Origin of the sequence: Nonomuraea roseola (assembly GCF_039535395.1) — a bacterium.
In the GTDB taxonomy this organism is placed as follows: Bacteria; Actinomycetota; Actinomycetes; order Streptosporangiales; family Streptosporangiaceae; genus Nonomuraea; species Nonomuraea roseola.
In genome coordinates this window covers 399,156-422,364 of the sequence record NZ_BAAAXC010000015.1, presented here as the reverse complement: position 1 = coordinate 422,364, position 23,209 = coordinate 399,156, and the positions used below count along the sequence as shown (strand labels likewise).

The following is a 23,209-nucleotide window of genomic DNA, read 5'->3' as shown; positions in this document are numbered from 1 at the left end:
CTGCGACAGCGGTCGTACGTCACTCGGGCCGCGCGATCGCCTCGATGGCCGGGGGCCGCAGTACGAGCCGGGCCGGCAGCATCACAGCGGGCCAGGCGATCACCGCGGCCGCGATCACGATGCCGAGGTAGGTCAGGGGAGGGATGGAGGGGAACACCGAGTGGCGTATCGCGTAGCTCATCCCGATCAGTGACGGCAGTGCGGCGATCGTGCCGACGATGACCGCGCAGAGCACGATGATGCCCGCCTCCTGGCGCATCATCGACCGGACCTGGCTGGTGCGGGTGCCGACAAGGCGCAGCAGGGCGAACTCGCGTCGCCGTGAGATCGTCGCCATGACCAGCGTATTGACGACGGCGATGGCGAGATAGCCGAGCAGTATGGCGTTGAGCACGAGGCTGATCCCGCTGTCGCCCGCGTCAGCGGTCGGTGCGGCGGTGACCGCCCCGGCGTCACGCGCGCTCATCGTCGGGTACGCCTTCAGCGCCGCGCTCAGGTCCGCCTCCCGGTCGGAGTTCACCAGCAGCCACTGGTCGAGGTGGTCGGTGGTGTGTGCGAGGACCATGTCGTGGGGCAGCGTGACGTCGCCGAAGCCGAGCCCGTTCTCGTAGATCGCGACCACCATGGCCTTCTTGACGGTGCCGTCGCCCAGGTGCACGTCGACGCGGCCGCCCACGTCGACGCCGACCGTGCCGGCGACGAGGCGGCTGAGTGCGACCGTGGACCCGGTGAGACCGCTCAGGTCGCCGCGCAGCACGTCCAGGTTCATGGTGTCCGGTACGGCCGCAGGGTCGACGCCCTGCGCCGTGGAGACCCGGTACTGGATGCTGTCGCCATCGGGCCAGGTGAGGATCGTCGAGGTCCGGGCGACCGGGCCGACCGTGCGGACGCCGGGAACGCTTCGAAGCTCCTCGGCCAGGTCGGGTGAGATCCCCGCGCTGTCGGAGGTGACCACGTAGTCGGCGATCAAGCCGTCGGCGACCTGGTCGTGCGCGGTCGCGGCGAGAGTTGTGCCGCTGAACAGCTGTGCGGACGCCATGGTCACGCCCATGATCAGCGGGGTTGTGGCGGCGCTGAGCCGGCGGGCGCGGGCCCGGGAGTTGGCGATGGCGAGGAACCGGGTGACGCCGCCCGGGCGACGGCCGATCAGCGTCGCGATGCCGCCGAACAACCTCGGTCCGAGCAGGCCGACAGCGATCACCAGGATCAGGGCGGAGCCGGCGGCGCCCTCGATGGCCGACTCACCGGGCAGCGCGATCGGCAGCACGATCGCGACGGCCAGGCCCGCGGGCACGAGCAGCACGCCGAGCGAGAGCCGGAACCAGCCGAGCTTCTTCGGTTCCACGGCCACGTCGCCGAGCGCTTCGACGGCACTGACCTTCGCGGCGCGCCGGGCCGCGAGCCAGCCGCCGATCCGGGCCGCGAGGACGCAGATCAGCAGGGCGAACAGCACGGGCAGCGGCGTGATCACCAGCGAGAAGCCGGACGGAAGCGCGCCGGCCGCCGTGAACACGGTGTGCAGCAGCATGGCGAGTAAGATGCCGGGGACGGCGCCGAGCACAGCGCCGATCCCGCCAACGAGCACGGCCTCACTGCCGATCATGCGCAGCACCTGCCGGGGGGTGGCACCGACGGCCCGCAGCAGGGCCAACTCGCGGCGGCGCTGCTGCACCGACAAGGCCAGCGTGCCGGCGACCACGATGATCACGAGCAGGATCATGGTGGCGCCGAACGCACTGGCCACCTCGATGACGAACGACCGCATCTGCCCGACGTCGAGCGTCTCGACGTCGCTGCGGTCGTCGCCGGTGTACGTGACCACGCCGGGCACGGCCTTCTCGATCCGGTCGGCGAGGTCGCCCGCGTCGGTCCCCTTCGCGGCCAGCACACCGACCGCGTCGATCTTGCCGGACGTGCCGTAGAGCAGCGCCGCCTGGTCGTCGGTGAAGAAGACCGCGGACTGCCGGTCGAGCGAGGCCGCGGGCTCGGCGACGCCGCTGACCCGGTACGACCCCGGTTTCGACCCGGTCACCAGCGTGACCGTGTCTCCTGGGACGAGCCCGGCCCGCTGGGCGAGGTCGCTGTCGAGCACGACGTCGTCGGCCGCTCGTGGCTGGGTGCCCGAGCGCAGCGTGAACGGCGCCAGCACCGAGGCGGACCAGCCGTGCCCGTACACGGACGGGCCGTCGAGGACGGAGTCCTTCCTGAGGACGGTCATACGGACGCTGACGTCCCCGACCGCGGACTCGACTCCCTTGACCGCGGCGACCTTCGCGACTGTGTCGGCGGGCAGCCGGACCCGCTCGGAGAGCCGCGGGTCCGTATCGCCCTCGACGGACATGGCCTGGTAGCCGCCGACGACCACGGCCGCCCGGTGGTACCGCTCGGCCGGGACTCCCGAGCCGATACCGGTCTCCAGCAACACACCGCAGGCGGTGATCACGGCGGAGCCGACCGCGACGGCGATCAGCACCGCCGCGAAGCCGCCCTTGCGGCCGCGAATCGTGCTCCAGGCCAACGAAAGGTTCTGGCGCGAGAGCGTACGGATCTTCTTCTTGGCCTTCTTGGCCGCCGGCGGATCTGCCGCCTTGGGCCCGCTCTTGCGGCTCACCACTCACCCAGCCTGGTCATCCGGTCGGCCACCTTCTCCGGAGTCGGCCCGATGAGTTCGCCGGCCAGCCGGCCGTCGGCCAGGAAGGTCACCGAGTCCGCGTGCGAGGCGGCGACCGGGTCGTGGGTCACCATCACCACGGTCTGGCCGGTCCGGTCGACGACCTCCCGCAGCAGGTGCAGCACCTGCCTGCCGGTACGTGTGTCGAGCGCGCCCGTCGGCTCGTCGGCGAAGATCACGTCGGGTCCGGTGATGAGGGCGCGGGCGATGGCCACGCGCTGCCGCTGACCGCCGGAGAGCTGCCCGGGGTAGCGGTCGCCCATGTCGGCGAGCCCGACGTTCGTCAGCTCGGCGCGCACCCGGTCGGCGGGGACCGGAGCGCCGGCCAGCCGGAACGGCAGGCCCACGTTGTCGGCGACGGTGAGCGAGTCGAGCAGGTTGTACGCCTGGAAGACGAACCCGACCCGTTCCCGGCGGATCTCGGTGAGCTGCTCCTCGTTCAGGCCGGCCAGGCGGGTGTCGCCGAGGATCACGCCACCCTTCGTGGGTTTGTCGAGACCCGCCGAGCAGTGCAGGAACGTGCTCTTACCCGAGCCGGAGGGACCCATGATCGCGATGAATGACCCGTGCGGCACGCCCATCGTCACGTCGTTCAAGGCTGTGACCGCATTACGACCGGAACCGTAGATTTTCGTCACGGATTCCAGTGCGAGAGCATACCTACTAGTCAATGCATACCCTTCCCCCGTTTGCCGGAACAGTACTGGTTCCAGCCGAGATGTGGGTACCGGCCGTGGGCGGATCCTGAAGACGCTGACCTGACCAGACGGCAGCGGGCGCCGAGGCCGGCCCTGCGGACGGGCTCGAAGCACGAACACCCCGTTCACGCCAGGAGGGCCCGGTCTGAGGCCAGGTCTCGAAGACCCTCCCAAAAGTCAGGCTCATCAGCCCAGCATCCACCGGTCGCGACTACGGCCGATCGACAGACAAAGCAGGCGCCGGCTGAGGCCGGTCTGGGGATGGGCATCATGTGCCCTCGCCCGGTCAGGCTCTGAGGTCGGCGCCTGCCCACAACATGTGATGAGCCTGCACCGCTTCATGACTCATCGCAGGGTGCTTGATCTGCGGCTTTGACGCGGTCGCGTTGGAGGCCCGCAAGGCCGGCGAGGACGAGGAGAGGACCCGACCCGCGCAAGACGCTGTCGTGCTGGGGCGCCGCGAGCGGGTCGCGTCCCTGACCGAGCGGCGGCTGATCCAGCTGCCCCTTGATCGCAGGCCTCTGCCTTCGGTGGCGGTCTATTACCAGCTACTCCGCCACGCTCGACCGGCCGGCGAGCGTCCTGCCCAGGGAGGAACACCGTGACCACGCCCCGCCGCCGCGGCATGACCGAGCAGGCCGCCCAGGCCTCTATCGACCAGGCCTGCCGGATGCTGCGCCTGCCCACCATCCGCAACCAGTTCCCCGACCTGGCCGAAACCGCCGCCCGCGACCAGATGTCCTGTCTGGGGTTCCTCGCCGAACTCCTCATGGCTGAGTGCGACGACCGCGCGCGCCGCCGCTCCGAACGCCGCATCAAGGCCGCCCAGTTCCCGCGCGACAAGTCCCTGCGGGCCTTCGACTTCGACGCCAACCCCAACGTTGATCCCGCCGTCATCCATACCCTCGCTACCTGCGAGTGGGTCGACAAAGGCCAGCCGCTCTGCCTCATCGGTGACTCCGGAACCGGCAAGTCGCACCTGCTCATCGCGCTGGGCACCGAGGCCGCGATGAAAGGCCACCGGGTCCGCTACACGCTGGCCACCAAACTCGTGAACGAGCTCGTCGAGGCCGCCGACGAGAAGGTCCTCACCAAGACCATCGCCCGCTACGGACGACTCGACCTTCTCTGCATCGACGAGCTGGGATATATGGAGCTGGACCGGCACGGCGCCGAGCTCCTCTTCCAGGTTCTGACCGAGCGGGAGGAGAAGAACAGCGTCGCCGTCGCGTCCAGCGAGTCGTTCTCGGGCTGGACCCGCACCTTCACTGACCCGCGTCTTTGCGCCGCGATCGTCGATCGCCTCACCTTCGGCGGCAACATCATCGAGACCGGCACCGACTCCTACCGGCTCGCCCAAACCCGAGCCCGCGCCGAAGCGTGACCATCAGGCGAGCTCAAGGCGGGTCCGGTGACGCCCCAGGTTGATATCAGCGATCCGGACCAGCAATTCGTGGCCCTCGGAAGGCAGCTCACCATCGGGGAACTCCGAGATATGGACCAGACCTTCGATCCCATCGCCGATCTCGACGAACACCCCGAACGGGATCACCTTGGTCACAGGCGCTCTCAACACCGCGCCCAGGCGCGTTCGAGTCAGCTCGACCAGAGGGTCGTCCTGCAGCGCCTTCAACGACAACGACATGCGCTCACGCTCGAGATCGACATCAAGGACCATGACCACGATCTCCTGGCCGACCTCGACGACCTCAGACGGATCATCGAACCGCCGCCAGGACAGTTCGGCCATGTTCACCATGCCATCGACGTCGCCCAGATCCACGAACACGCCGAACGGCTTGATAGAGCTCACCACGCCCCTGCAGACCTGCCCCAGCTCGAAGGACCGCAAGATCTCAACGACGTCTTTCGGGTCACCTTCATCCACCATCGTGAGACGACCCTACGAGCCCACGCCAGCCACGGCAAGATCCAGAAGTGGTGCCCAAACTCGTGACCACGGCGCACCCCAACGATCAGTCGGTGGTGCTCAAACCCGTGACGAACTGGTGCTCGTTCCCGCGTTCATAGCCAGCGTGCGGCAACGTCGGCGGCGAAGAGGTCCGCGAGACCGGCACGGGTGTGGACGAAGAGCTCCACGGCACGTCCTTCGAACCGGATCGTCTCTCGGCCGGTCTCGCCGCCGTCCTCGACGAGCACCGCGATGTCCAGGTCACTGCGGGCAGTGGCCCGCCCGGCAGCCGCCGACCCGGCAAGGGTCACGGCGAGGGCATCGGGGAAACGGTCACAGGCGAGACGTCGCGCCTGGTCGATGGGGTCCGCGTTCATGTCGGAAGGGTTCCAGGGATCTTGATCAACAGCGACTGGGTTTTCCATCCCACGACACGGGCGGCGGCGTGGCCTCAGTCGGCCGCGGGGGCCTGGTGGTCACGGACACCTGCGACGATGACGCCGATCAGCCTGGTCAGGCGGCCTGTCAGCTCGGCGAGTTGGCTCTCCCACCCGGTCGGCGATCCCGCGTCGGCATCCTGGTCGACGCCAACGGTGGGGATCGCGGCGTCACGCCGTTCTTCCCTGGCCCGTTACGAAAGTGGCCGACAGTTCATGCCGATGTCGTCCGGAGCAAGAGTCCACTTGACCGTCCGCACGGGCTTCCTTCAAGGCGTCATCCCACGATTCGTCGCATCAACCCAGCGAACCAGACCCGCATATTCTTCGCATCGTGATCACATCGAATACGCCTCGAGAACCTGGCCCCGGTCGAGGAGGCGCCTTCTACGACGCACCACAGGTCATGGAACGCTACCTACAGCACCGCCACAGCGGGGTGCACAGCCCAAACCACGTCATGGAGGAACCGGTACTCCTCGATGAACTGGGTCCAGTCGCCGGCCTCCGCGTGCTGGACCTCGGTTGCGGGGACGCCGTCATCGGCAGAACCCTGCTCGCCGCTGGCTGTCGCAGCTACCTCGGAATCGACGGCTCGACCGAGATGACCCGAGCGGCTACGGCCAGCCTCGCAGGCACCTCAGGCCGCGTGGAGAGGATGGACATCGAAAAGTTTTCCGCCCCACCGCACACGTTCGATTTGATCATCTCCCGCCTGGCGCTGCACTACGTCGACGACCTCGACGCTGTTCTGTCGGCCTGCTGGAGTTCCCTATCACCAGGCGGGCGATTGCTGATCACGGTCGTCCACCCTGTCATCACCTCCCACGAAGCTCGCCAGAGCACGAAAGAGGCACGCACCAACTGGGTCGTTGACAACTATTTCCACCCCGGAGCACGTCAGCGCAACTGGTTGGGCAACCGCGTCACCTGGTATCACCGGACTATCGAGGACTACGTCACCGCCCTGACCCGCGCGGACTTTGCCCTCACCTCGCTGCGTGAGTGCGCCCCTCGCCACGATCGCTTCGACGGCGACACGGCCGAATTCGCGCGTCGCCAGCGCGTTCCCCTGTTCCTCCTCTTGGCCGGCTCACGAGCATGAGTCACGGCGTTCCATGATCACGGCCTCAGGTGGCTTGAGGCTCTCCTGCTGGGTGCAGGCGGCCATCATCTGGATCAGTTATGGAGTACGACCAACTTGCAAAGGACGCCCCGGCGCCGCCCGCGGCGCTCCCGCCGTCCGCCGGTGCACTCCAGAGCGGCACCGACGACACTGACGACGCCGTCGTCCCGGCCGCGGCCGCGCTGAGCGCCGCCGCGCTGGCCCGCCTGCCGGCCGCCGACCGGCGCGAGGCGGTCACCGCCGCGGTCGCCGCGCTGCCCGGCCTCGGCCCGCTCCGGCTGGCCGACCGCTACGGGCTGCACCGGCTGACCGCCGTCTGGCTGCACACCCGGCCCTCGCCGGCCACCACCGCCGCCTACCTCGCGGACCTGACCGGCTACCTGCGCTGGTGCGCCGGCCAGCGGCTGGACCCGCTGCGCGCCTACCGCGCCGATGTGGACCCTGTGGGCGACCACGCTGGCCGAGCGGTACGCCCCGGCCACCGTCGCCCGCAAGCTGGCCGTCGTCTCCTCCTGGTACGGCTACCTGCTCGCGCACGAGGTGGCCACCCGCAACCCGCTGGCCGGCCTGGACCGCCCCGCCCTCGATCGCGACGCCTCGGCCACCGTCAGCCTGTCGCGCGCCGAGGCCGCCGCCTTCCTGGCCGCCGCCGGCGCCGACGCCCGCCCGCGCGCGCTGCGCACCGCGGCCCTGCTCGGCCTGATGCTCACCGAGGGCCTGCGGGTGGCCGAGGTGTGCGGCGCCGACATCGCCGATCTGGGCCACCACCGCGGCTACCGCACGCTGACCGTGCGCCGCAAGGGCGGCAAAACCCGCGCCTACCCGCTGGCCCCGCCGATCGCCCTGGCCGTCGACGACTACCTGGACGACCGCGCGGCGCGCGACGGCACGCCGCGGGAGAGGCTGGCCGGGCCGCTGTTCGTCACCGAGCCGTCCGGCCCGCACCCGGGCGGCAAACGGCTGGACCGCTGGGGGATCACCAAGCTGATCCGCCGCATCGCCCGCCAGGCCCGCATCCCCGCAGCCGCCCAGCTGTCCCCGCACAGCCTGCGCCACAGCTTCGCCACCCTGACCCTGGACGCCGGCACCGCGTTGCGCGACGTCCAGGACGCGATGGGCCACGCCGACCCGCGCACCACCCGCCGCTACGACCGCTCCCGCTACCAGCTGGACCGCCACCCCGCCCAACGCATCCTGGCCTACCTCACCGAATCGTGAAACGACTCGCGATCGCCCTCTCAGAAAGAGTGAGCGGCGCTTGGCTATCTCGGATCAGGAGCCCCAACAGAAAGTCATTCACCGACAACCATCCACAGTCGCCAGCCGTCACATGGAGCGTTCCCATATCCCCTCACCGCAGAGGATCTCGACGGTGCGATCTCTCCGTAGGTCGATCGAGCGGAGGCCCCCTGCTTCATCGGGGGGCCGCTCCTCTAGTTCTGGACGATCATCTCCGCCCACCCGGTCAACGCCTGCCTGAGCTCGCCGGCCTCGTCCGAGTGCAGCACCGGACCTATTTCGGGGTCACGCTCGACCGGCTCCCGGCGCGCCCCAGCTGAGCGCCGTCACACGGTGAGCACGATCTTGCCGCGCGCGTGTTCGGCCTCCAGGGAGCGGATGGCGTCGGGGGTCTCGCACAGCGGATACGTCCGCTCGATCACCGGGGTGATCCGCCCCGCCACGACGAGCGCGGCGAGATGGGCCAGGTCCTCGACGTCGAGTGTGGCGAACAGGCCGCGGAGCCGCTGGCTCACGAAGGGCGAGACGAGGGTGGCGGCGACCAGCCGCGGGATGGGGCCGAGCACCGGGCCGCCGCTGCCGCTGGAGGAGACGTAGACGCCCTTCGGCGTGAGCACCCTGCGGAACGCCGAGAGCCGGTGGTTGCCCACGAGGTCGATGACGGCGTCGAACAGGACCTTCCCCCGGGTGACGTCCTCGCGGGTGTAGTCGATCACGTGGTCGGCGCCGATGGAGCGCACCAGATCCACGTTGCGGGTGCTGCAGACGCCGGTCACCTGCGCGCCGAGCGTCTTCGCCAGTTGCACGGCGAAGGTGCCGACCCCGCCGGAGGCCCCGTTGACGAGCACTTTCCCGCCGGGCGCGACCGCGCCGAGCCGTAACGCCTTCAGGGCGGTCTCGGCCGCCACGGGGAGGGTGGCCGCCTGCTCGAAGGTGACCTCCGCAGGCTTGGCGGCCAGAAGGGTCTGCTTCGCCGCGACGTACTCGGCGAAGCCCCGCTGGTTCACCTCGCCGAACACCTCGTCGCCGACCTTGAACCGCGTCACGTCGCGGCCGGCCGCGTCCACCGTCCCCGCGACGGCCCGGCCCAGGACGTTCTGCCTGGGCCGGCCGATCCCGAACGCCAGGCGCCCCAGGCGGGGGGAGCCGCGCATGGCGAACAGGTCGCCGTGGTTGATCGAGGCCGCGCTGACCCGTACGAGCACCTCGTCGTCGCCGACGGCGGGCTTGTCGGCGTCGGTGTAGCGTAGGACGTCGGCCGAGCCGTACTTCTCGTAGACGATCGCTTTCACGGCTGTTCCTCATTTCGGTGGGCGGTTCGAGATTCCGGTGGGCAGTTCGGGATTTCGTTGGGCGGTTCCAGGGCAGGAGAGGCCAGCGCAGGGGACGTGGCTCAGCGGCGGCGCGCGCGGGCGAGACCGTCGAGGACGGTGTGGACGAGCGTGCCGATGGAGAGCACGACGAGTCCCGTGGTGATCCACTGCGGAACGCTCGGCGGCCAGCCTGCCGCCTGGACGAAGGCGGGGTTGAGTAGCCTGTCGTTCGCCGCCAGCCAGATCAGCATGAGCGGGCAGGTGAGGTCGACCAGCGAGCCCGCGACGGCGAAGGGAACGCTCCAGCGGACGTGGTGCCTGGCGTAGGCGAAGGCGAGACTGGCGATCACCAGGGCGATGAAGAGGTGGACTTCGCCCGTCTCCCACAGCCGGGGCGAGAACAGGCCGATGGCGTCGCCATCCGCATCCGTCTCGGTGCTCACCACGGGCGAGAGCAGGATGAAGGTGGTGAACAGGACCGTCACCACGGTCAGGGCGATCAGCTCGCCGTACCTGGCGCGGCGGCTGGGCGGCGGATCGGGTAGCGCGGCAGGAGTCCATGGCCGTGCGGGGGTCCCGCGCGAGGCGGCGGTGCGTTCGATGATCACGAAGACGAGCGTCGTCCAGAACGCGATGTGGAGACCGGCCGTGAGAGCCGCGCTGAGAGTGTCGCCTGCCACGCTCGGGGCCGGGGCGCCATGGAGGCCCCGCATGAGCCCGACGACGGCGGCGACCGCGGGCACGACCGTCGCGAGCAGGGCCGTCAGCACGCGCACGTAGTCGAGGTAGAGGCCTGGGCCGATGAGATGGAGCGGGCGGTCGGCGTAGCCCGCGGCCAGCCGCGCGGGGTCGCCGAGCTCGGTGAGGACCGCGAGCTCCGCCTCCGCCGGGTCGCTGCCCGCCGCCAGGTGGTCGTCGACGGCGTCGGCGATCGAGGCGCGTAACTCCCTCTCGATGTCGGGGCGCTGCCTTCCCGGCACGCGGCGCAGGGTCGCCTCGACGTAGCGGTCGGTGAGGGTGCGCGAGGTGGTCATGACTCGCCTTTCAGCGTGCGGAACGCGGTGTGGAGCGCGTCCCAGTCGCGGCTCAGGGTGTCGGCGAGCGCGACGCCCTCGGCGCTCGTCCGGTAGAACTTGCGCGGCCTGGAGTCCTCGGTGTTCCAGTCGCTCGTCAGGAGCCCCTGCTTCTCGAGGCGGCGCAGGAGGGGGTACAGCGTGTTGGCGTCGACGGCGAAGCCGCGCCGGTCGAGCAGGTCGAGCAGCGCGTACCCGTAGTTGGGCTGCTTGAGGATGAGCAGGCAGGCGAGCACGACAGTTCCTCTGCGCAGTTCCTGCAGGTGCGCCGAGAGGAGCTCATCGCTTGGCATGTGTGTCACAATAGTGTGTGTCGCACAGTATGACAACATGCGCGGCAGCCCCCCGTACCAGCGGGGGGCAGCCGGAATACGGGAGAAAGACACCGCGGGCTGAAGGTTGATCGTTAAGGTGGTCGTCATCGTGTTGGTGACGGTCTCGGGGGTTGTGCGTGACCTCGATCGATCGGACCGCGTATCCGCGGTTTGGGCGGGTGGTGTCGGCGCGTGAGCTGGCCGAGGTGTTCACCCCGACTGATGCAGAGGTGGAGTGGGCACGGGGCCGTACTCAGGACGAGCATCATCTGCTGGCGCTGGCGCTGGCGGTGTGGCTGAAGTCCTACCAGCGGCTGGGGTACTTCCCGAAGATCGCGGGGCCGCCGAAGGCCACCCCGTCGACCTGGACGACCTGGCCACCATCTCGCCCTACATCACACACACCATCCGCAGGTTCGGCAACTGGACCCTCAACCTCAGCCCGCCCGACCAGGCACCCGCCACCCGGCTGGACCTGGAACCGCGCGTCCTATTCGGCGCCTCACCCGCCCCCTGACGGCGGCAAAAATGAACTCGATCGCTGCACCGGGAGCCCGCTAGTGTCGCGCGGATGACCAACGTTTCTCTACCTCTGACGTCGATGTGAAACAGATCGGGGCGCTGCGTCCCGCCGCGGACGACGACGTGGACAGCCATCGCCTGAAGGCCCGCAACCTCGCGGCCATCTGGGCAGGGCACCGCGCGGCTGGCGCCCAGTGCCTGGTCGTCTCCGGGGAGGCCGACTCCGACGACATTGTCCGCGGCTACGCCGAGTTGCTGCCCGGAACGGCCTTGACTGTGTCCCGCTTGCATGCGGGGCCAGAAACGCTGGCCGAGCGCGTCGCGCAGCGTGGCCGGGGAGGCGGGCCGGCCACACCGGGTGATGAGCTACGGGGGTTGGGCTCGGACGCCCTGCACCGTATCGCCGAACGAGCGGCGTTCGAGGCCAAGGCGCTCGACAGCGCCGGGGCAGGGGATCTGCGCGTGGACACCGACGGTCGGTCGGTGAAAGAGGTGGCCGCGGACGTACGGGCTCGCGGCGGCAACTGGCCGAATCTCTTCCCCTGAACGCAGTCCTCTCGAGCAGGGTCAGCCGCCACTGGACAGCGAAATCCCCAGTCTGACGGCTGAGGAGAGCCCCATACCGATCACGGTAGCCGGGCGCACTTCCGCACGTTACCGGCACCCCCGGTACGACGCGGGCTGTAGAAGTGCCTGTCGACGGTGCGGGATGCGTGTCGTTCGCCAGGGCGAGTTTTGCTTGACCGAGACTGTGCTCTCGCCTTCAGTCACGCGGACTCGCAGATGCAGAGTTGAAGCGGCGTATCCACGGCAAATGGCCGACCGGACCAGTCGCCGAAGCGCTCGACGAGCCGAAGGCCGCCGAGCGAGACGAGCAGCGGCAGCTCCTGCGGGAAGATGCTCCTGATTTCGAGCGGTGCGACGACGAAGTCGGGTTCGGAGTCGGTCGAGAGGTGCCACGTCCCGCGTGTGACTTGCGCGGGCGCATCGTAGATCTCAGCGACATCGACGCTGACGTTGCCACGGTCAGGATCCATGAACGACAACGACTCCCGGGTGCGCCGCACGCCATCGGCTTCGGCAAGGAGGCGCACGCTCGGGTTGAACACATCGAAGACGAACCGTGCTCCAGGCGCCAGGTGTCGTCGAACCGACCGGAAGCAGCTCACCAGATCCTCAGCATCATGCAGATGCAGGAGGGAATTGGCTGTGATGAACACGAAGTCGAATGTGCGGCCCAGATCGAAGGCCCGCATGTCGCCCTGCACCCATTCCACCGCCACACCGCGCTCGTTCGCCTTACGCTGAGCCTCAGCCAGCATGTCTGATGAGAAGTCCACGCCGACGCACGGATGCCCGTCAGATGCGATGGGGATCAGCTTGTGCCCGGTGCCGCACCCGAGTTCCAATACGCGCCCGCCTTGCCGATTGGCGTCGGCCCGGTAGAAGTCGACTGCGGGCCCGCCGCCCGGGAACATGAGGTCGTACAGCCTCGCGTGCGAGTAGAACGCTTCACTCATGAAGCGCCTCCTCCTTCCGACTCATCCGCAGTTGGCCGTGGTGGCCTGCTGATTCAAGCGTGTGCGCCACAGCCGCGACAACAGCTTTACCGTCATCCGCGCCAACCTCCGCTTCGCCGCGGTGATGACCCGCCACACCAAGATCAATGGCTGGTAGCGTTCCCTCTTTCTATCTCCATCTTGATCGGCCAGATGGGGAAGTCGGCCCCATCGTGAGTGCAGTTGTCATTGCGCCGGATCTCGATCTCTATGGTGCCGACGCGCAGCAGGCGGCCATCACGTATCGCGCCCAGGGCACGAGCGGTCAGCTCGATCGCAGCCTCTTCGCTTGCGCCGCGTAGGTAGAGCCCGCAGTAGTCGTAGCGGTCGGGGCTGGTCATGCGGCGTCTTTCCCCTCGTGACGTTCCAGCAGAACGCCTCGTTCGAAGCGGGCGCCCGCACGGACGAGGGCGACCAGGTGAGGTGCGCTCACGGCGCGCCGGCGGGCCTGGGCCGACTCGATCAGTTTGAAGGCCATCGCCAGCCCGGCGGCGCGGGAGCCCGGCCCCTTGGTGACCTTGGTCCGGTGTCGGACGGTGGCGAAGGTGCTCTCGATGGGGTTGGTCGTGCGCAGATGCACCCAGTGCTCGGCCGGGAAATCGTAGAAGGCCAGCAGCTCATCGAGGTCGTCGACGACCTTGGCGACGGCCTTGGGATATTTGGCGCCGTAGGCGGCGGCGAAGTCCTTGACCGCGGCCTGGGCGTGGGTCTTGTCCTCGGCGTTCCAGATCTCGGCCATGGCCTTCTTCGCGCCAGGATGGGCGGACTTCGGTAGCGCCCCGAGCACATTCGCGATCTTGTGAAACCAGCACCGCTGCTCTCTGGCCTGCGGAAATACCTCGCGCAGCGCCGACCAGAAGCCGAGCGCGCCGTCCCCGATGGCCAGCACCGGAGCACACATGCCACGCCGCTTGGCATCGCGCAGCAGGTCGGCCCACGACTCGGTGGACTCGCGATAGCCGTCGGACAGGGCGACGAGTTCCTTGCGGCCGTCGGCGCGCACGCCGATCATCACTAGCAGGCACAGCTTGTGTTCCTCCAGCCGAATATTGACGTGGATGCCATCGACCCACAGGTAGACGTAGTCGACGCTTCCCAGGTCGCGGGCGGCGAAAGCGCGCTGCTCGCCCTTCCAGGTCTCGGTGAGCTTGGTGATGACCGAGGCCGACAGGCCCGAGCTCGAGCCGAGGAACTGACCCAGCGCGGGCACGAAGTCGCTGGAGGACAGGCCGTGCAGGTACAGCAGCGGCAACACCTCGTTGACCTGTGGTGTCTTACGCGCCCAGGCGGGCAAGATCGCCGAGGAGAACCGCCGCCGCTCGCCCGTCTGCTCGTCGGTGCGCTTGTCGTTGACCCGCGGGGCGACCACCTCGATCGCGCCGGCCGCGGTGAGGATCTCGCGCGGCTGGTGAGAGCCGTTACGCACGACCAGGCGGCGGCCGTTCTCGTCGCGCTCGTCGGCGGAGGCGGCGATGTAGGCCTCGACTTCAGCCTGCAACGCGGCGGCCAGCATCTTGCGGGCACCCTCGCGGACGAGTTGGTCGATCAGCGAGGGCGAGACGGCGCTCGCCGTATGGTCGTGGTCGTCAGCGGGCAGCTCGGGCACTACGGTGAGCGGCACGGGTGTGCCTTCCCGACCGACGTTGGCGCGTCGGCCTTATCTCGAAACCATCATCGGATGATCCGGGAAGGTACACCCCTTCCCGGCAGATCCACAGGTTTCGATCATTGCTCCGCCCACGCCCCCGGACCCAGTGCCGCGCTCCCGCTACCAGCTGGACCGCCACCCCGCCCAACGCATCCTGGCCTACCTCACTGACGCCTGAAATTTCGCGTTTCATCAGGAACAACAGTCGTTCGTGATCCGCTGAATGCGGGTTTGACCTTATGTGGACTAGACCCGTTCGTCATTGCAAGTCGTCGGGTAACCCGCACAGACAGCTGGCCCGGGAAGAGATGACGCAGGGGCCTGCTGCAGAGCAGGTGCAGATGGTGCTGCTGCCAGCCCATCGCGACCTGCCTCGTGTAGCTGGTCCAGGGTTGCGATCGACGGCACGTGGACGCGCTGCCAGACCGGCGGCTGAACCCCGCGCAAGATGACCTTCAGCTGGTGGACGGCACTCACGGTGACGGTGCTCACGGCAGTGCCCACGGTGGCCATGCCTCGGTGTGTCCGCCGACGATATGCGCCACCGTAGCGGCGCATACGCCGGGCAGAAGCTAGGAGGCAGGATCAAGCCCGATGGGGTGACCTCCCGGTCGGCCGAGTGCCAGGCGGGGGTAGCGGTTTGCGAACGGGTGCGTGCTTTTGGTGGTGATCGGATCACTATGGGGGAGTGACGCTCCTTTCCCCTCGGCAGACACCCGATCCAGCGCGGCGCCGCCGATGGCCGCGCGTGCTGGCCTGGTCGGCGGCGCTGGTGACGCTGGTGGGGGGAGCGGCCGGGTTCTTCCTGGCCGATCCGCTCTATCTTCCCGGGGAACTGCTGGAGGTGCTCGACAAGCGGGCCAGTGTGATCAGCATGGTGGCCGGGCTGCTGTTCGGCGGGGTTGGGGTATGGCTGCAGCTGCGTCTGCCCGCCCCGTCTTCGCCTCCGGTCGCGGCCTCCTCGACGGGGTCGGGCTCGCCGGCGGTGGGCATGATGTCGGGCGGCATGCTGGTCGGACAGGTCGCGCTACACGTGCCGCCGCTGCGGGCGCCCTCCTGGTCGGTGCATCTGATGCCACGCCCGCTCCAACTAGCCGGGCGCGATGAAGCGCTGGCCGGCCTGCACGACCGCCTCAGCGCGGCCCTGACGCTGCCGTGGGTGGTAGCGGTCCACGGCCTGGGCGGCGTCGGCAAGACCAGCCTGGTGACCGAATACGGCCACCGCTACCTGCACGAATACCAGCTGGCCTGGCACCTGCCCGCAGAAGAACCCACCCTGCTGTCGGCCGCCTTCGCCGATCTGGCCGCCCAGCTGGGAGCTCGGCACCAGGCCGACGCCGCCGATCCGGTCCATCAGGTCCACGCCGCGCTCGCCGCCTACCCTGGCCGATGGTTGCTGATCTTCGACAACGCGCCCGATGCCGACGCCGTGCAGGCTTTCCTTCCACCAGCCGGATCCGGGCACGTCCTGATCACCAGCCGGTCGGGCAGTTGGCCACTCCAGCGCGGGATGGAGTTGCCGACCCTGGATCCAGAACCGGCCACCGCCTTCCTGCTCCAGCGCAGCGGCCACGATGACACACCGGCGGTAGCCGCCGTGGTGACCGAGCTCGGCGCCCTGCCGCTGGCACTGGACCAGGCCGGCGCCTACATGGCCGAAACTGGTACCGACCCGGGCGGCTACCTCACCTTGCTGACCCGCCACCGAACCGACCTGCTAGCCGAGGGCAAGCCACGGGGCTACGCCGAGAAGGTCACCTCAACCTGGCACATGGCCTTCCAACAGCTCGACGACACCAACCCGCAGGCGATCGCCCTGCTGCGGCTACTGGCCTGCTACGCGCCTGAGGACATTCCCTACCAGCTTCTGCTCGACGACCTCGATGTCGACGCGCTCGTCCACCTCGGCACCGGCAAGGGCGCGAAGAAGCAGCTAGGTCTGCTTCCCACCGGACGCCTGCAGGTCAACACCGCAGTGACCGCGCTCCGTCGCTACTGCCTGATCAGCCGGCCGCAAAACGGGCTGGTCTCGGTGCACCGCCTGGTTCAGGCCGTCACCCTGGACCGGGTCACCTCCGGCCAGCGCACCGCCTGGGCCGCTGCCGCAGACAGCATCCTGCAACAGGCCCTTCCCGGCACACCCCGCGCACCCGGAGCCTGGCCTGGCTATCGACTGTTGCTGCCGCACGCCCTCACCGTCTTGCCGCCCGGCTCCGACGCTCTGCTCGAAATCTCCACGTATCTCGGCGCCGCCGGTGACTTTCGCACCGCCCGCACTCTCGGCCGCCAGCTGTGCGACCACCGCGCCAAACACCGTGAGCAGGACGATTGAGCAGACGTTGCACATTCGTGCGCGTCCCGAGACGGTCTGGCGGTTCTTCACCGACCCGGCACGCCTGGCGCGATGGTGGGGAACGGCCGAGCTGGACGCCCGCCCCGGCGGCACCTTGCAGGTTGCGATGCATGAAGGCCCACGCCCGGTGATGCGCGGACGGTTCGTGGAGTTCGTGCCGTATGAACGTCTCGTCTTCACCTTCGGACTGGGAGGCCACACCGGGAGCGCCCGACATGGCACCAGAGGCATCCCGAGTCGAAGTCACCCTGGCCCCGGACGGTGACGGTACCGAGCTCACCCTGCGCCACAGCGGTCTGCCGGCCGTACTCGAAGAGGAGACCAGCGACGGCTGGACGCACCTGCTCCATCGTCTGGGCGAAACCGCAGAACGCCAGGAACTCCCCTGAACCTGGTCGAACATGCGCGTACGTCGCACCCCTGCTGCCGCCTCACGAACCCTGGCCGCAGTCAAAGCCACATCACCGCCACCGGCTAACCGCCATCGGACTGTGCACGTTTACGCGTACTCGCCTCCGCAGCGGGAGGTGTGCGCCGACAACACTCACACAGCGTCACGAGAGCCATGCCCCAGCCCCACGGGCATGGCTCTCTTTTTCACTAACACTCCAAGGCAGTTGATCAGCAAGTGGCTCTCAAGCCGACCGACACATGGCTCTCGGATCCACCTTCATAGCCACCTACGGCGCCATGATGCCGTCACTCACATCGAGGCCGACATCACCGCTCTCGACGACACGCCCGAGACAGCCAGCCCTGCGGACGATGAAGGCTGATCCGGCCCGAACTTGCGGGTCGATGAGCGGAACTCGTCGGCGCAAGTTCGGGCCGAAGGCGATCAATCAAGGGTTGGCGGCTGTGCCGCCAGCTTCTGGCGGGGCTGGTCTACCACCAGCCGCCGCCCCAGCCGCCCCACCAGCGACGGCGGCAGCCGCCGCCCCACCAGCGACGACCGCGCCACCAGCGACGACGGCGCCACCAGTGGTCTTGCCTGTAGCCAAGCTCATACCGAGGTGTCCTAGTCATGATTCCTCCCCCGAGGACTATCTGACCCAAATTCGGACATTACGCCGACATTCCGCGCATCGCCAGGGGGGTCGCACCGATTGTGCGCGTGGAGTTGCGAAGGGCAGTCCCGCTGAAGTCTGACGATCCGCAACCAGGCGCACAGGCGACCATGCCCTCGCCGCACGTCAGTCGCATGGGTGGCTGTCCAAGCTTCGAAGCCGCGCTCATGGACGCGCTGCGGGCCGGCAACGTAATTTTGTCGTCCATTGACCCTGACGGGAGACGCCCGCGAGGCCATGGACCCGCCTGCCGGCGTCGAGCTGGGAGATCGTCGCCCTGCTGGACCGGGTCGCCGCACAGACCGAAACCGTAGGCACGGCGCTGGTCGACCAGGGGTTCAAGAGCACGGTCGTCACCCACGGCGCCGCCCTCGGCATCGACGTGCAGATCGTCGAGCGCAACCCCGCCGACAAGGCTTCGTCCCCCAGCCCAAGAGGTGGGTGGTCGAGTAGACGTGCGGAATCCTCGCGTGGCCGCCGCCTGATCCGCGACTACGAACACCGGACCGCCAGCTCCGAATCGCGCGTGACTGGGCGATGACCGACGTGATGGCACGGCAGCTGACCAGCACCTCCACTCCGTCCCGGCGCTCTACATGACCAGCCAAGACCTCACCTCGAGTACGGCGGCGTGGCATCCGTATCCAAGACGCTTCGGCGACGAGAGCGAGGTCGACGGCAGCCGACCCGAGCATGCGGACCCGCTGAACGGTGGGGGCGAGCTGGGCGTGGAGGGCGAGCACGGCGTGGTTGCGCTCGGCGGTGCCCTCTCCGATGCCGTAGTCGCCGAAGGCCACTACGGCATCGGCCAGCTCCTGGGTGTGGGCGGCGCGGATCGGCTGCTTGTCGCGCCAGGCGCCGAGCCCGTCGGCGGCCCGGGACCCGCCCACAGGGCCACTCTTCAGATGGCGCAGGGCGGGCGCACGTACGCCCGCCCTGCAAGGGTAAGGCCGGCTGGAGCCGCCCACGTGACTGCCCTCACGCCCCCATTTTCCGGTGAGAGGGCGGTTCGAGAGTTGATGTCAGCCATGTCGTAGTGTGATCGAGTCGATCTGTAGCGTTACGCCTGGCTGGCGGGTTTGGTGAAGGTTGAGTGGACCGGTCAGAGCAGGTCAGCGGGCAGGCACAGCGGGTGCCGTGTGCGATGCGAGGGCGTCGCGCGGATCCACTCATCCGGACTCGCGTGGTTGGGCGCTCAACCCTCGTTGCGACAGATCATTTTCAGGGATTCCCACGTCACGTCAGGCCGGGGCGGGCAGTTGGTTGAGCGCGGCCACAAGCTGCTCCTCCTCATAGTCGAAGTGGCTTTCCAACTCGGCCGCCAGACGGTCGAGGTCGGCCCGGAGCTGCCCGAGATCGTCCTGCCTGAGGGCCTCGTTCAGGTCGCGGTAGATCCGTGCCACCACGACATGCTCCTGTCTCAGCTTCTCCAGCACCGGCCGCAGCGCGGGAAAGTGCTGTTCGAGCAGGGGGAAGCCGATGTGGTCCTCGCCCTGGTGGTGCTCGTGGAGGGCTTCGCAGAAGGTCAGGCAGTGGGTTCTGAGGTCCAGCTCCAACCGCGGCGGGTGGGCGGCGGCCTGGGTGCGCAAGGTGGCGAGCTGGTCACGGAAGCGGGCGTGGATGGCGATCAGCTCGTTGCCCACGGCGAGGGCACGCCGGAGGTCGTCGGCCACGCTAGCGGGCCGAAGTCGGGTAGTCGGTGTAGCCGCGGTGGTCGCCGCCGTAGAACGTCTCGTGGTCCGGTTCGTTGTACGGCCCGCCGTTCCGGATCCGGTCGGGCAGGTCGGGATTGGCGAGCCACAGCCCGCCGAGCGCGACGACGTCGGCGACCGGCAGTGCCGCCTCGGCCTCCTCGGCGGAGGCGAACATGCCCGCCACGGGGTTGATCCCGGTGTGCGGATTGAGCACGAGCGTGCCCGGCCAGACCGACCGCAGGTGCTCGGTCACGGGCCGGTTGCCGATCTCCAGCAGATGGACGTAGGCCAGGTCGGGCCGCAAGACGCCGAGCAGCGAGGTGTACAGCGCCGAGGGATCGCCTTCCTCGATGCCGTTGTAGGGGTTGCCAGGCGACAGATGGATGCCGGTCCGCTCGGGGCCGATGGCCTCGGCCACCGCGTGAGTGACGTCGAGAGCGAAGCGGGTCCGTTCGCCGTACGCGTCGTCACGCAGGTTGACGTTGTCGGACAGGAACTGGTGGATCAGGTAGCCGTTGGCGGCGTGCAGTTCGACCCCGTCGAACCCGGCGGCGATCGCGTTGCGCGCGGCGGCGACGAAGTCGGCGATCGTCTCGGCGATCTCCTCCAGCGTCAGCGCCTGTGGGACGGGGTGGTCGAGCCGCTCCCCGGTGTGGCTGATCATGTGGCCGCCGGAGGGCACGGCGGACGGGGCCACGGGCAGCCGCCCGTCGGGGTAGAGGCTGGAGTGGGCCACCCGGCCGCTGTGCCAGAGCTGCGCGAAGATGTGTCCGCCACGCTCGTGCACGGCGTCGGTCACTCGCTGCCACGAGGTGACCTGCTCGTCGATGTACAGGCCGGGCGTGTTGATGGAGCCCTGGCCGATGACCGACGGCTGGATGCCCTCGGTGATGATCAATCCGGCGGTCGCGCGCTGGGCGTAGTACTCCACCATCAGGTCGGAGGCCAGGCCGTCGTAGGCGCGGCTGCGGGTCATGGGCGACATGGCCAGGCGGTTGGGCAGGTCCAGCTTGCCCACGGTGACGCTGTCGAAAAGGCTCTTCGTCATGGCGCCGACGCTACGGACGGGACTACTGGGGCCGATTCCGTAGCGCCACTGGATAGCGTTACCGGTATGTATGAGGGGGAAAGGGCGGAGGTCCTGGCCGCCGTCGATCGTACGGCAGGCGGTATCAGCACCGCCGTGGTCGTGTTCGGCGAGCCGGGCATCGGCAAGACCACGCTGCTGGACGGGGTGCGGGCGACGATCCGGATCAGCGGGATCGAGGCCGAGGCGGCTCTGCCGTACGCGGCCGTGGATCGGTTGCTGCGCTCCGCGGCCGCGTTGATCGACGGCCTGCCGCCTGCCCTGCGTGATCTGGTGACCCGGCCGCAGGAGGATCCGTTCCTGGTCGGCCTCGCGGTCCTCACCCTGCTGTCGGATCTGGCCCCCGTGACGGTCGTGATCGACGACGCGCACTGGCTGGACCGGCAGTCGGCCGAGGCGCTGCTGTTCACCGCGAGACGGCTGGACGCCGACGGCATCGCCATGATCTTCGCCGCGGAACCCGGTTTCGACGCGTCCGGCCTGCGCACGCTCGCCCTGGACCGCTCGGCTGACGCGGCCGGCCTGCTGGACGGCATCGAGCTGAACCCGCAGGTCCGGGACAGGATCGCACAGGAGGCGGAGGGCAATCCGCTGGCGCTGCTGGAGTTCGCCCGCGCGCTCACCCCCGAGCAGCGGCTCGGTCAGGTCCTGCCCGTGTCCGTGCTGCCCGCGGGCAACGCTGTACTGGCCAGGTTCGGGCATCGCCTCGCCATGGCCGTGCCGTACGGGAGCCGGCTGTTGCTGACCCTCGCCGCCGCCGAGCGGGACGGCGACCTGGCGATCGTGATGTCCGCCGCGGCGGCGCTCGGTCTGTCCGAAGGCGACCTGGCCGGCGCCGAGGGGGTGTTGCGGGTGAGCGGGATGCGGCTCGCCTTCCGCCATCCCCTGGAGCGCAGCGCGGCCTACTACCTCGTCCCGCTGACCGACCGGCTGCGGGTCCATCGCGTGCTGGCGGAGGCGAGCGCGGACCCGATCCGCCGCCTCGGACACCTCGCCGCGGCCACGCTCACCCCCGACGAGCACGTCGCGGCCGAGCTGGAGGATCTCGCCCGGCGGGCCGATCCGGCCCTCGCGGCCTGCATGCTCGACCACGCAGCCCAGATCACCCCGATCCCGGCCGAACGGGCCCGGCGCAGCAGCGAGGCGGCGCGGAACCTGCTGCGCACCGACGACTACGAGCGCGCGTTGCCGCGCCTGGCCGGGCACGCCAGCGTCCGCGACACCCTACTCGCCGGAGACGAGCAGGCCGCCCTGACCCTGGCGACCAAGCAGATCGACGAACTGCGCGAACGCGGCACGCCGGGCGAGCTGCCAGGCATGCTGGGGTTGTACGCGGAGGCCCAGATCACGGCCGGCCAGTACGGCGAGGCCCGGGCCGCCCTCGACGAGGCGGCCGAGATCGCCGCCGCCACCGGAGGGAGCGAACCGCCCGCCGAGCTGCTGGCGGAGATCGCCGCCATCCAGGGAGACGCCTCGGGCCGGCCGGGGCTCCTGGCGCTCGGGCAGGGCCGCTACGAGGAGGCGATCCCGCACCTGCAGGCTGACTGGCGGGCGCGGCCGGAGGTGATGACCGTCGCCGCCGACCTGGTGGAGGCCACGGCCAGGGCGGGCCGTCCGGATCTCGCCGCCGAACCGCTGGAGCGGCTCACCGCCTGGGCCCAGGCGGCTGGCCACCCCTGGTGCCAGGCGGTCGCGCTTCGCGCCCGCGCCTTCCTCGCCCCCACCGAGGAGGCGGGGGAACTCCTGGCGAGAGCCGTCCACCTGCATGAAGGGGCGGGCCGCCCCTTCGAGCAGGCGCGTACGGCGCTGCAGTTCGGCCAGTGGCTGCGCCGAGCGGGGCGCAAGGCCGAGTCGAGGCAGCCGCTGCAACTGGCCGCGGAGCAGTTCGACCGGTTGGGCGCCGCGCCGTGGGCCGAACGGGCCCACGGCGAGTTGCGCGCGGCAGGGGCGCCTGTTGTGAACGCCGCCGCTGCGCCCGAGGACCCGCTTGGCGGGCTGAGCCCGCAAGAGCGCCGGATCATCCGGCTGGCCGCGGAAGGCGCCAGCAACCGCGAGATCGCCGCGCAGCTCTTCCTCAGCCCTCGCACGGTGGAGTATCACCTCTACCGCGCCTATCCCAAGCTCGGCGTGAGCTCGCGCCAGGATCTCCGCCGCAAGATTTCCGGGCGAACTTCTTGAACAGGAAGAAGTGCAGCTGGCGTGCCGTCCGACGAGAATGCCGTTGATCTTCGGGGTGACTGGCTCAGTGACTACGCGGTTGCCCGTGTCGAGTTCGTCACGGTTCGCGTGTCCGACGCCACGCGCTGAACCCGTATCCAGGGCTCCTTGGCCGCCCCTGCACCTGGGAAACGATCACCGGAAATCCAGGAAGCGATCTTTCTGGCGGCGGCATTGTCACTGCTCAGCCGTACTCGTGAACATTGACTTCAACACCGACTTCGCCGACAAGACCACGCACGGCCTGGCATGTCCCCGGCCTTGCCCAACCCCTGGCCG

At 69.1% G+C, this 23,209-nt stretch carries 19 protein-coding genes and 2 pseudogenes; 9 read left to right on the top strand and 12 right to left on the bottom strand.

Annotated elements, in window-relative coordinates; genetic code table 11:
* Nucleotides 1-19: 19 nt before the first annotated feature.
* Both ABFX55_RS25010 and ABFX55_RS25005 read right to left on the bottom strand, forming a co-directional pair.
* A complete protein-coding gene (locus tag ABFX55_RS25010) occupies nt 20-2,614 on the bottom strand; it encodes an ABC transporter permease (RefSeq protein ID WP_346124808.1) in 2,595 nt (864 codons plus the stop codon).
* Complete coding sequence (locus tag ABFX55_RS25005; protein WP_346124806.1) at nt 2,608-3,342, bottom strand: ABC transporter ATP-binding protein; 735 nt, start codon at nt 3,340-3,342, stop codon at nt 2,608-2,610. Before ABFX55_RS25005 ends, ABFX55_RS25010 begins: the two co-directional genes overlap by 7 nt.
* A 628-nt stretch (nt 3,343-3,970) precedes the next feature.
* Here ABFX55_RS25005 and istB point away from each other — a divergent pair.
* The gene (istB, locus tag ABFX55_RS25000; RefSeq protein WP_346124804.1) at nt 3,971-4,753 is read left to right on the top strand and encodes an IS21-like element helper ATPase IstB; all 783 of its coding nucleotides are present in this window, start codon (nt 3,971-3,973) and stop codon (nt 4,751-4,753) included.
* A gap of 3 nt (nt 4,754-4,756) precedes the next feature.
* On the opposite strand, the gene ABFX55_RS24995 is transcribed toward istB, so the two are convergent.
* On the bottom strand, nt 4,757-5,260 hold the full coding sequence (locus ABFX55_RS24995; RefSeq protein WP_346124802.1) for a S1 RNA-binding domain-containing protein: 504 nt from the start codon (nt 5,258-5,260) through the stop codon (nt 4,757-4,759).
* Between the two features lie 134 nt (nt 5,261-5,394).
* Entirely contained in the window at nt 5,395-5,658 is a 264-nt protein-coding gene (locus ABFX55_RS24990; protein ID WP_346124800.1) for a nucleotidyltransferase domain-containing protein, read from the bottom strand.
* Between the two features lie 394 nt (nt 5,659-6,052).
* Here ABFX55_RS24990 and ABFX55_RS24985 point away from each other — a divergent pair, with 394 nt between their 5' ends.
* Both ABFX55_RS24985 and ABFX55_RS24980 read left to right on the top strand, forming a co-directional pair.
* Nucleotides 6,053-6,823 (top strand): class I SAM-dependent methyltransferase, encoded by a 771-nt coding sequence (locus ABFX55_RS24985; protein WP_346124798.1) that lies wholly within the window; start codon nt 6,053-6,055, stop codon nt 6,821-6,823.
* A gap of 453 nt (nt 6,824-7,276) precedes the next feature.
* Nucleotides 7,277-8,062, top strand: a complete 786-nt coding sequence (locus tag ABFX55_RS24980; RefSeq protein WP_346124796.1) for a tyrosine-type recombinase/integrase — start codon at nt 7,277-7,279, stop codon at nt 8,060-8,062.
* A 347-nt stretch (nt 8,063-8,409) separates the two neighbouring features.
* On the opposite strand, the gene ABFX55_RS24975 is transcribed toward ABFX55_RS24980, so the two are convergent.
* The 3 genes from ABFX55_RS24975 to ABFX55_RS24965 form a co-directional block, all read right to left on the bottom strand.
* The gene (locus ABFX55_RS24975; protein ID WP_346124794.1) at nt 8,410-9,375 is read right to left on the bottom strand and encodes an NAD(P)-dependent alcohol dehydrogenase; all 966 of its coding nucleotides are present in this window, start codon (nt 9,373-9,375) and stop codon (nt 8,410-8,412) included.
* Nucleotides 9,376-9,476: 101 nt separating this feature from the next.
* Nucleotides 9,477-10,430 (bottom strand): permease prefix domain 1-containing protein, encoded by a 954-nt coding sequence (locus ABFX55_RS24970; protein WP_346124793.1) that lies wholly within the window; start codon nt 10,428-10,430, stop codon nt 9,477-9,479.
* Complete coding sequence (locus ABFX55_RS24965) at nt 10,427-10,762, bottom strand: PadR family transcriptional regulator (RefSeq protein ID WP_346124791.1); 336 nt, start codon at nt 10,760-10,762, stop codon at nt 10,427-10,429. The genes ABFX55_RS24970 and ABFX55_RS24965 overlap by 4 nt, the downstream gene beginning before the upstream one ends.
* 158 nt (nt 10,763-10,920) lie before the next feature.
* Between ABFX55_RS24965 and ABFX55_RS49950 the strand changes: the two are divergent.
* The 3 genes and pseudogenes from ABFX55_RS49950 to ABFX55_RS24955 form a co-directional block, all read left to right on the top strand.
* Nucleotides 10,921-11,073: pseudogene (locus ABFX55_RS49950) on the top strand (DUF4158 domain-containing protein); the annotation flags it as partial.
* 2 nt (nt 11,074-11,075) lie between these two features.
* On the top strand, nt 11,076-11,300 hold the full coding sequence (locus tag ABFX55_RS24960) for a hypothetical protein (protein WP_346124789.1): 225 nt from the start codon (nt 11,076-11,078) through the stop codon (nt 11,298-11,300).
* Nucleotides 11,301-11,386: 86 nt separating this feature from the next.
* Nucleotides 11,387-11,851 (top strand): hypothetical protein, encoded by a 465-nt coding sequence (locus tag ABFX55_RS24955; protein WP_346124787.1) that lies wholly within the window; start codon nt 11,387-11,389, stop codon nt 11,849-11,851.
* Between the two features lie 221 nt (nt 11,852-12,072).
* On the opposite strand, the gene ABFX55_RS24950 is transcribed toward ABFX55_RS24955, so the two are convergent.
* The 3 genes from ABFX55_RS24950 to ABFX55_RS24940 all read right to left on the bottom strand — a co-directional run bounded on the left by ABFX55_RS24950 (nt 12,073) and on the right by ABFX55_RS24940 (nt 14,470).
* Nucleotides 12,073-12,825 carry a class I SAM-dependent methyltransferase gene (locus tag ABFX55_RS24950; protein WP_192774997.1) on the bottom strand — a complete coding sequence of 251 codons (753 nt, stop codon included), beginning with the start codon at nt 12,823-12,825 and terminating at the stop codon, nt 12,073-12,075.
* 143 nt (nt 12,826-12,968) lie between these two features.
* Nucleotides 12,969-13,205 carry a hypothetical protein gene (locus ABFX55_RS24945; RefSeq protein WP_346124785.1) on the bottom strand — a complete coding sequence of 79 codons (237 nt, stop codon included), beginning with the start codon at nt 13,203-13,205 and terminating at the stop codon, nt 12,969-12,971.
* Nucleotides 13,202-14,470 (bottom strand): IS256 family transposase, encoded by a 1,269-nt coding sequence (locus ABFX55_RS24940; protein WP_379479115.1) that lies wholly within the window; start codon nt 14,468-14,470, stop codon nt 13,202-13,204. Before ABFX55_RS24940 ends, ABFX55_RS24945 begins: the two co-directional genes overlap by 4 nt.
* Before the next feature lie 790 nt (nt 14,471-15,260).
* Between ABFX55_RS24940 and fxsT the strand changes: the two genes are divergently transcribed.
* Together fxsT and ABFX55_RS49945 are read left to right on the top strand one after the other, a co-directional pair.
* Nucleotides 15,261-16,844, top strand: a complete 1,584-nt coding sequence (gene fxsT / locus ABFX55_RS24935; RefSeq protein WP_346124783.1) for an FxSxx-COOH system tetratricopeptide repeat protein — start codon at nt 15,261-15,263, stop codon at nt 16,842-16,844.
* Nucleotides 16,768-17,254, top strand: a pseudogene (locus tag ABFX55_RS49945) (SRPBCC family protein). The gene fxsT and the pseudogene ABFX55_RS49945 overlap by 77 nt, the downstream one beginning before the upstream one ends.
* A 1,919-nt stretch (nt 17,255-19,173) precedes the next feature.
* Here the strand turns inward: ABFX55_RS49945 and ABFX55_RS24925 are convergent.
* Together ABFX55_RS24925 and ABFX55_RS24920 are read right to left on the bottom strand one after the other, a co-directional pair.
* Complete coding sequence (locus ABFX55_RS24925; RefSeq protein WP_346124779.1) at nt 19,174-19,605, bottom strand: hemerythrin domain-containing protein; 432 nt, start codon at nt 19,603-19,605, stop codon at nt 19,174-19,176.
* A 1-nt stretch (nt 19,606) separates the two neighbouring features.
* The gene (locus ABFX55_RS24920; RefSeq protein WP_346124777.1) at nt 19,607-20,674 is read right to left on the bottom strand and encodes an alkene reductase; all 1,068 of its coding nucleotides are present in this window, start codon (nt 20,672-20,674) and stop codon (nt 19,607-19,609) included.
* Between the two features lie 66 nt (nt 20,675-20,740).
* Between ABFX55_RS24920 and ABFX55_RS24915 the strand changes: the two genes are divergently transcribed.
* Nucleotides 20,741-22,891 (top strand): helix-turn-helix transcriptional regulator, encoded by a 2,151-nt coding sequence (locus tag ABFX55_RS24915; RefSeq protein ID WP_346124775.1) that lies wholly within the window; start codon nt 20,741-20,743, stop codon nt 22,889-22,891.
* Nucleotides 22,892-23,209: the final 318 nt, after the last annotated feature.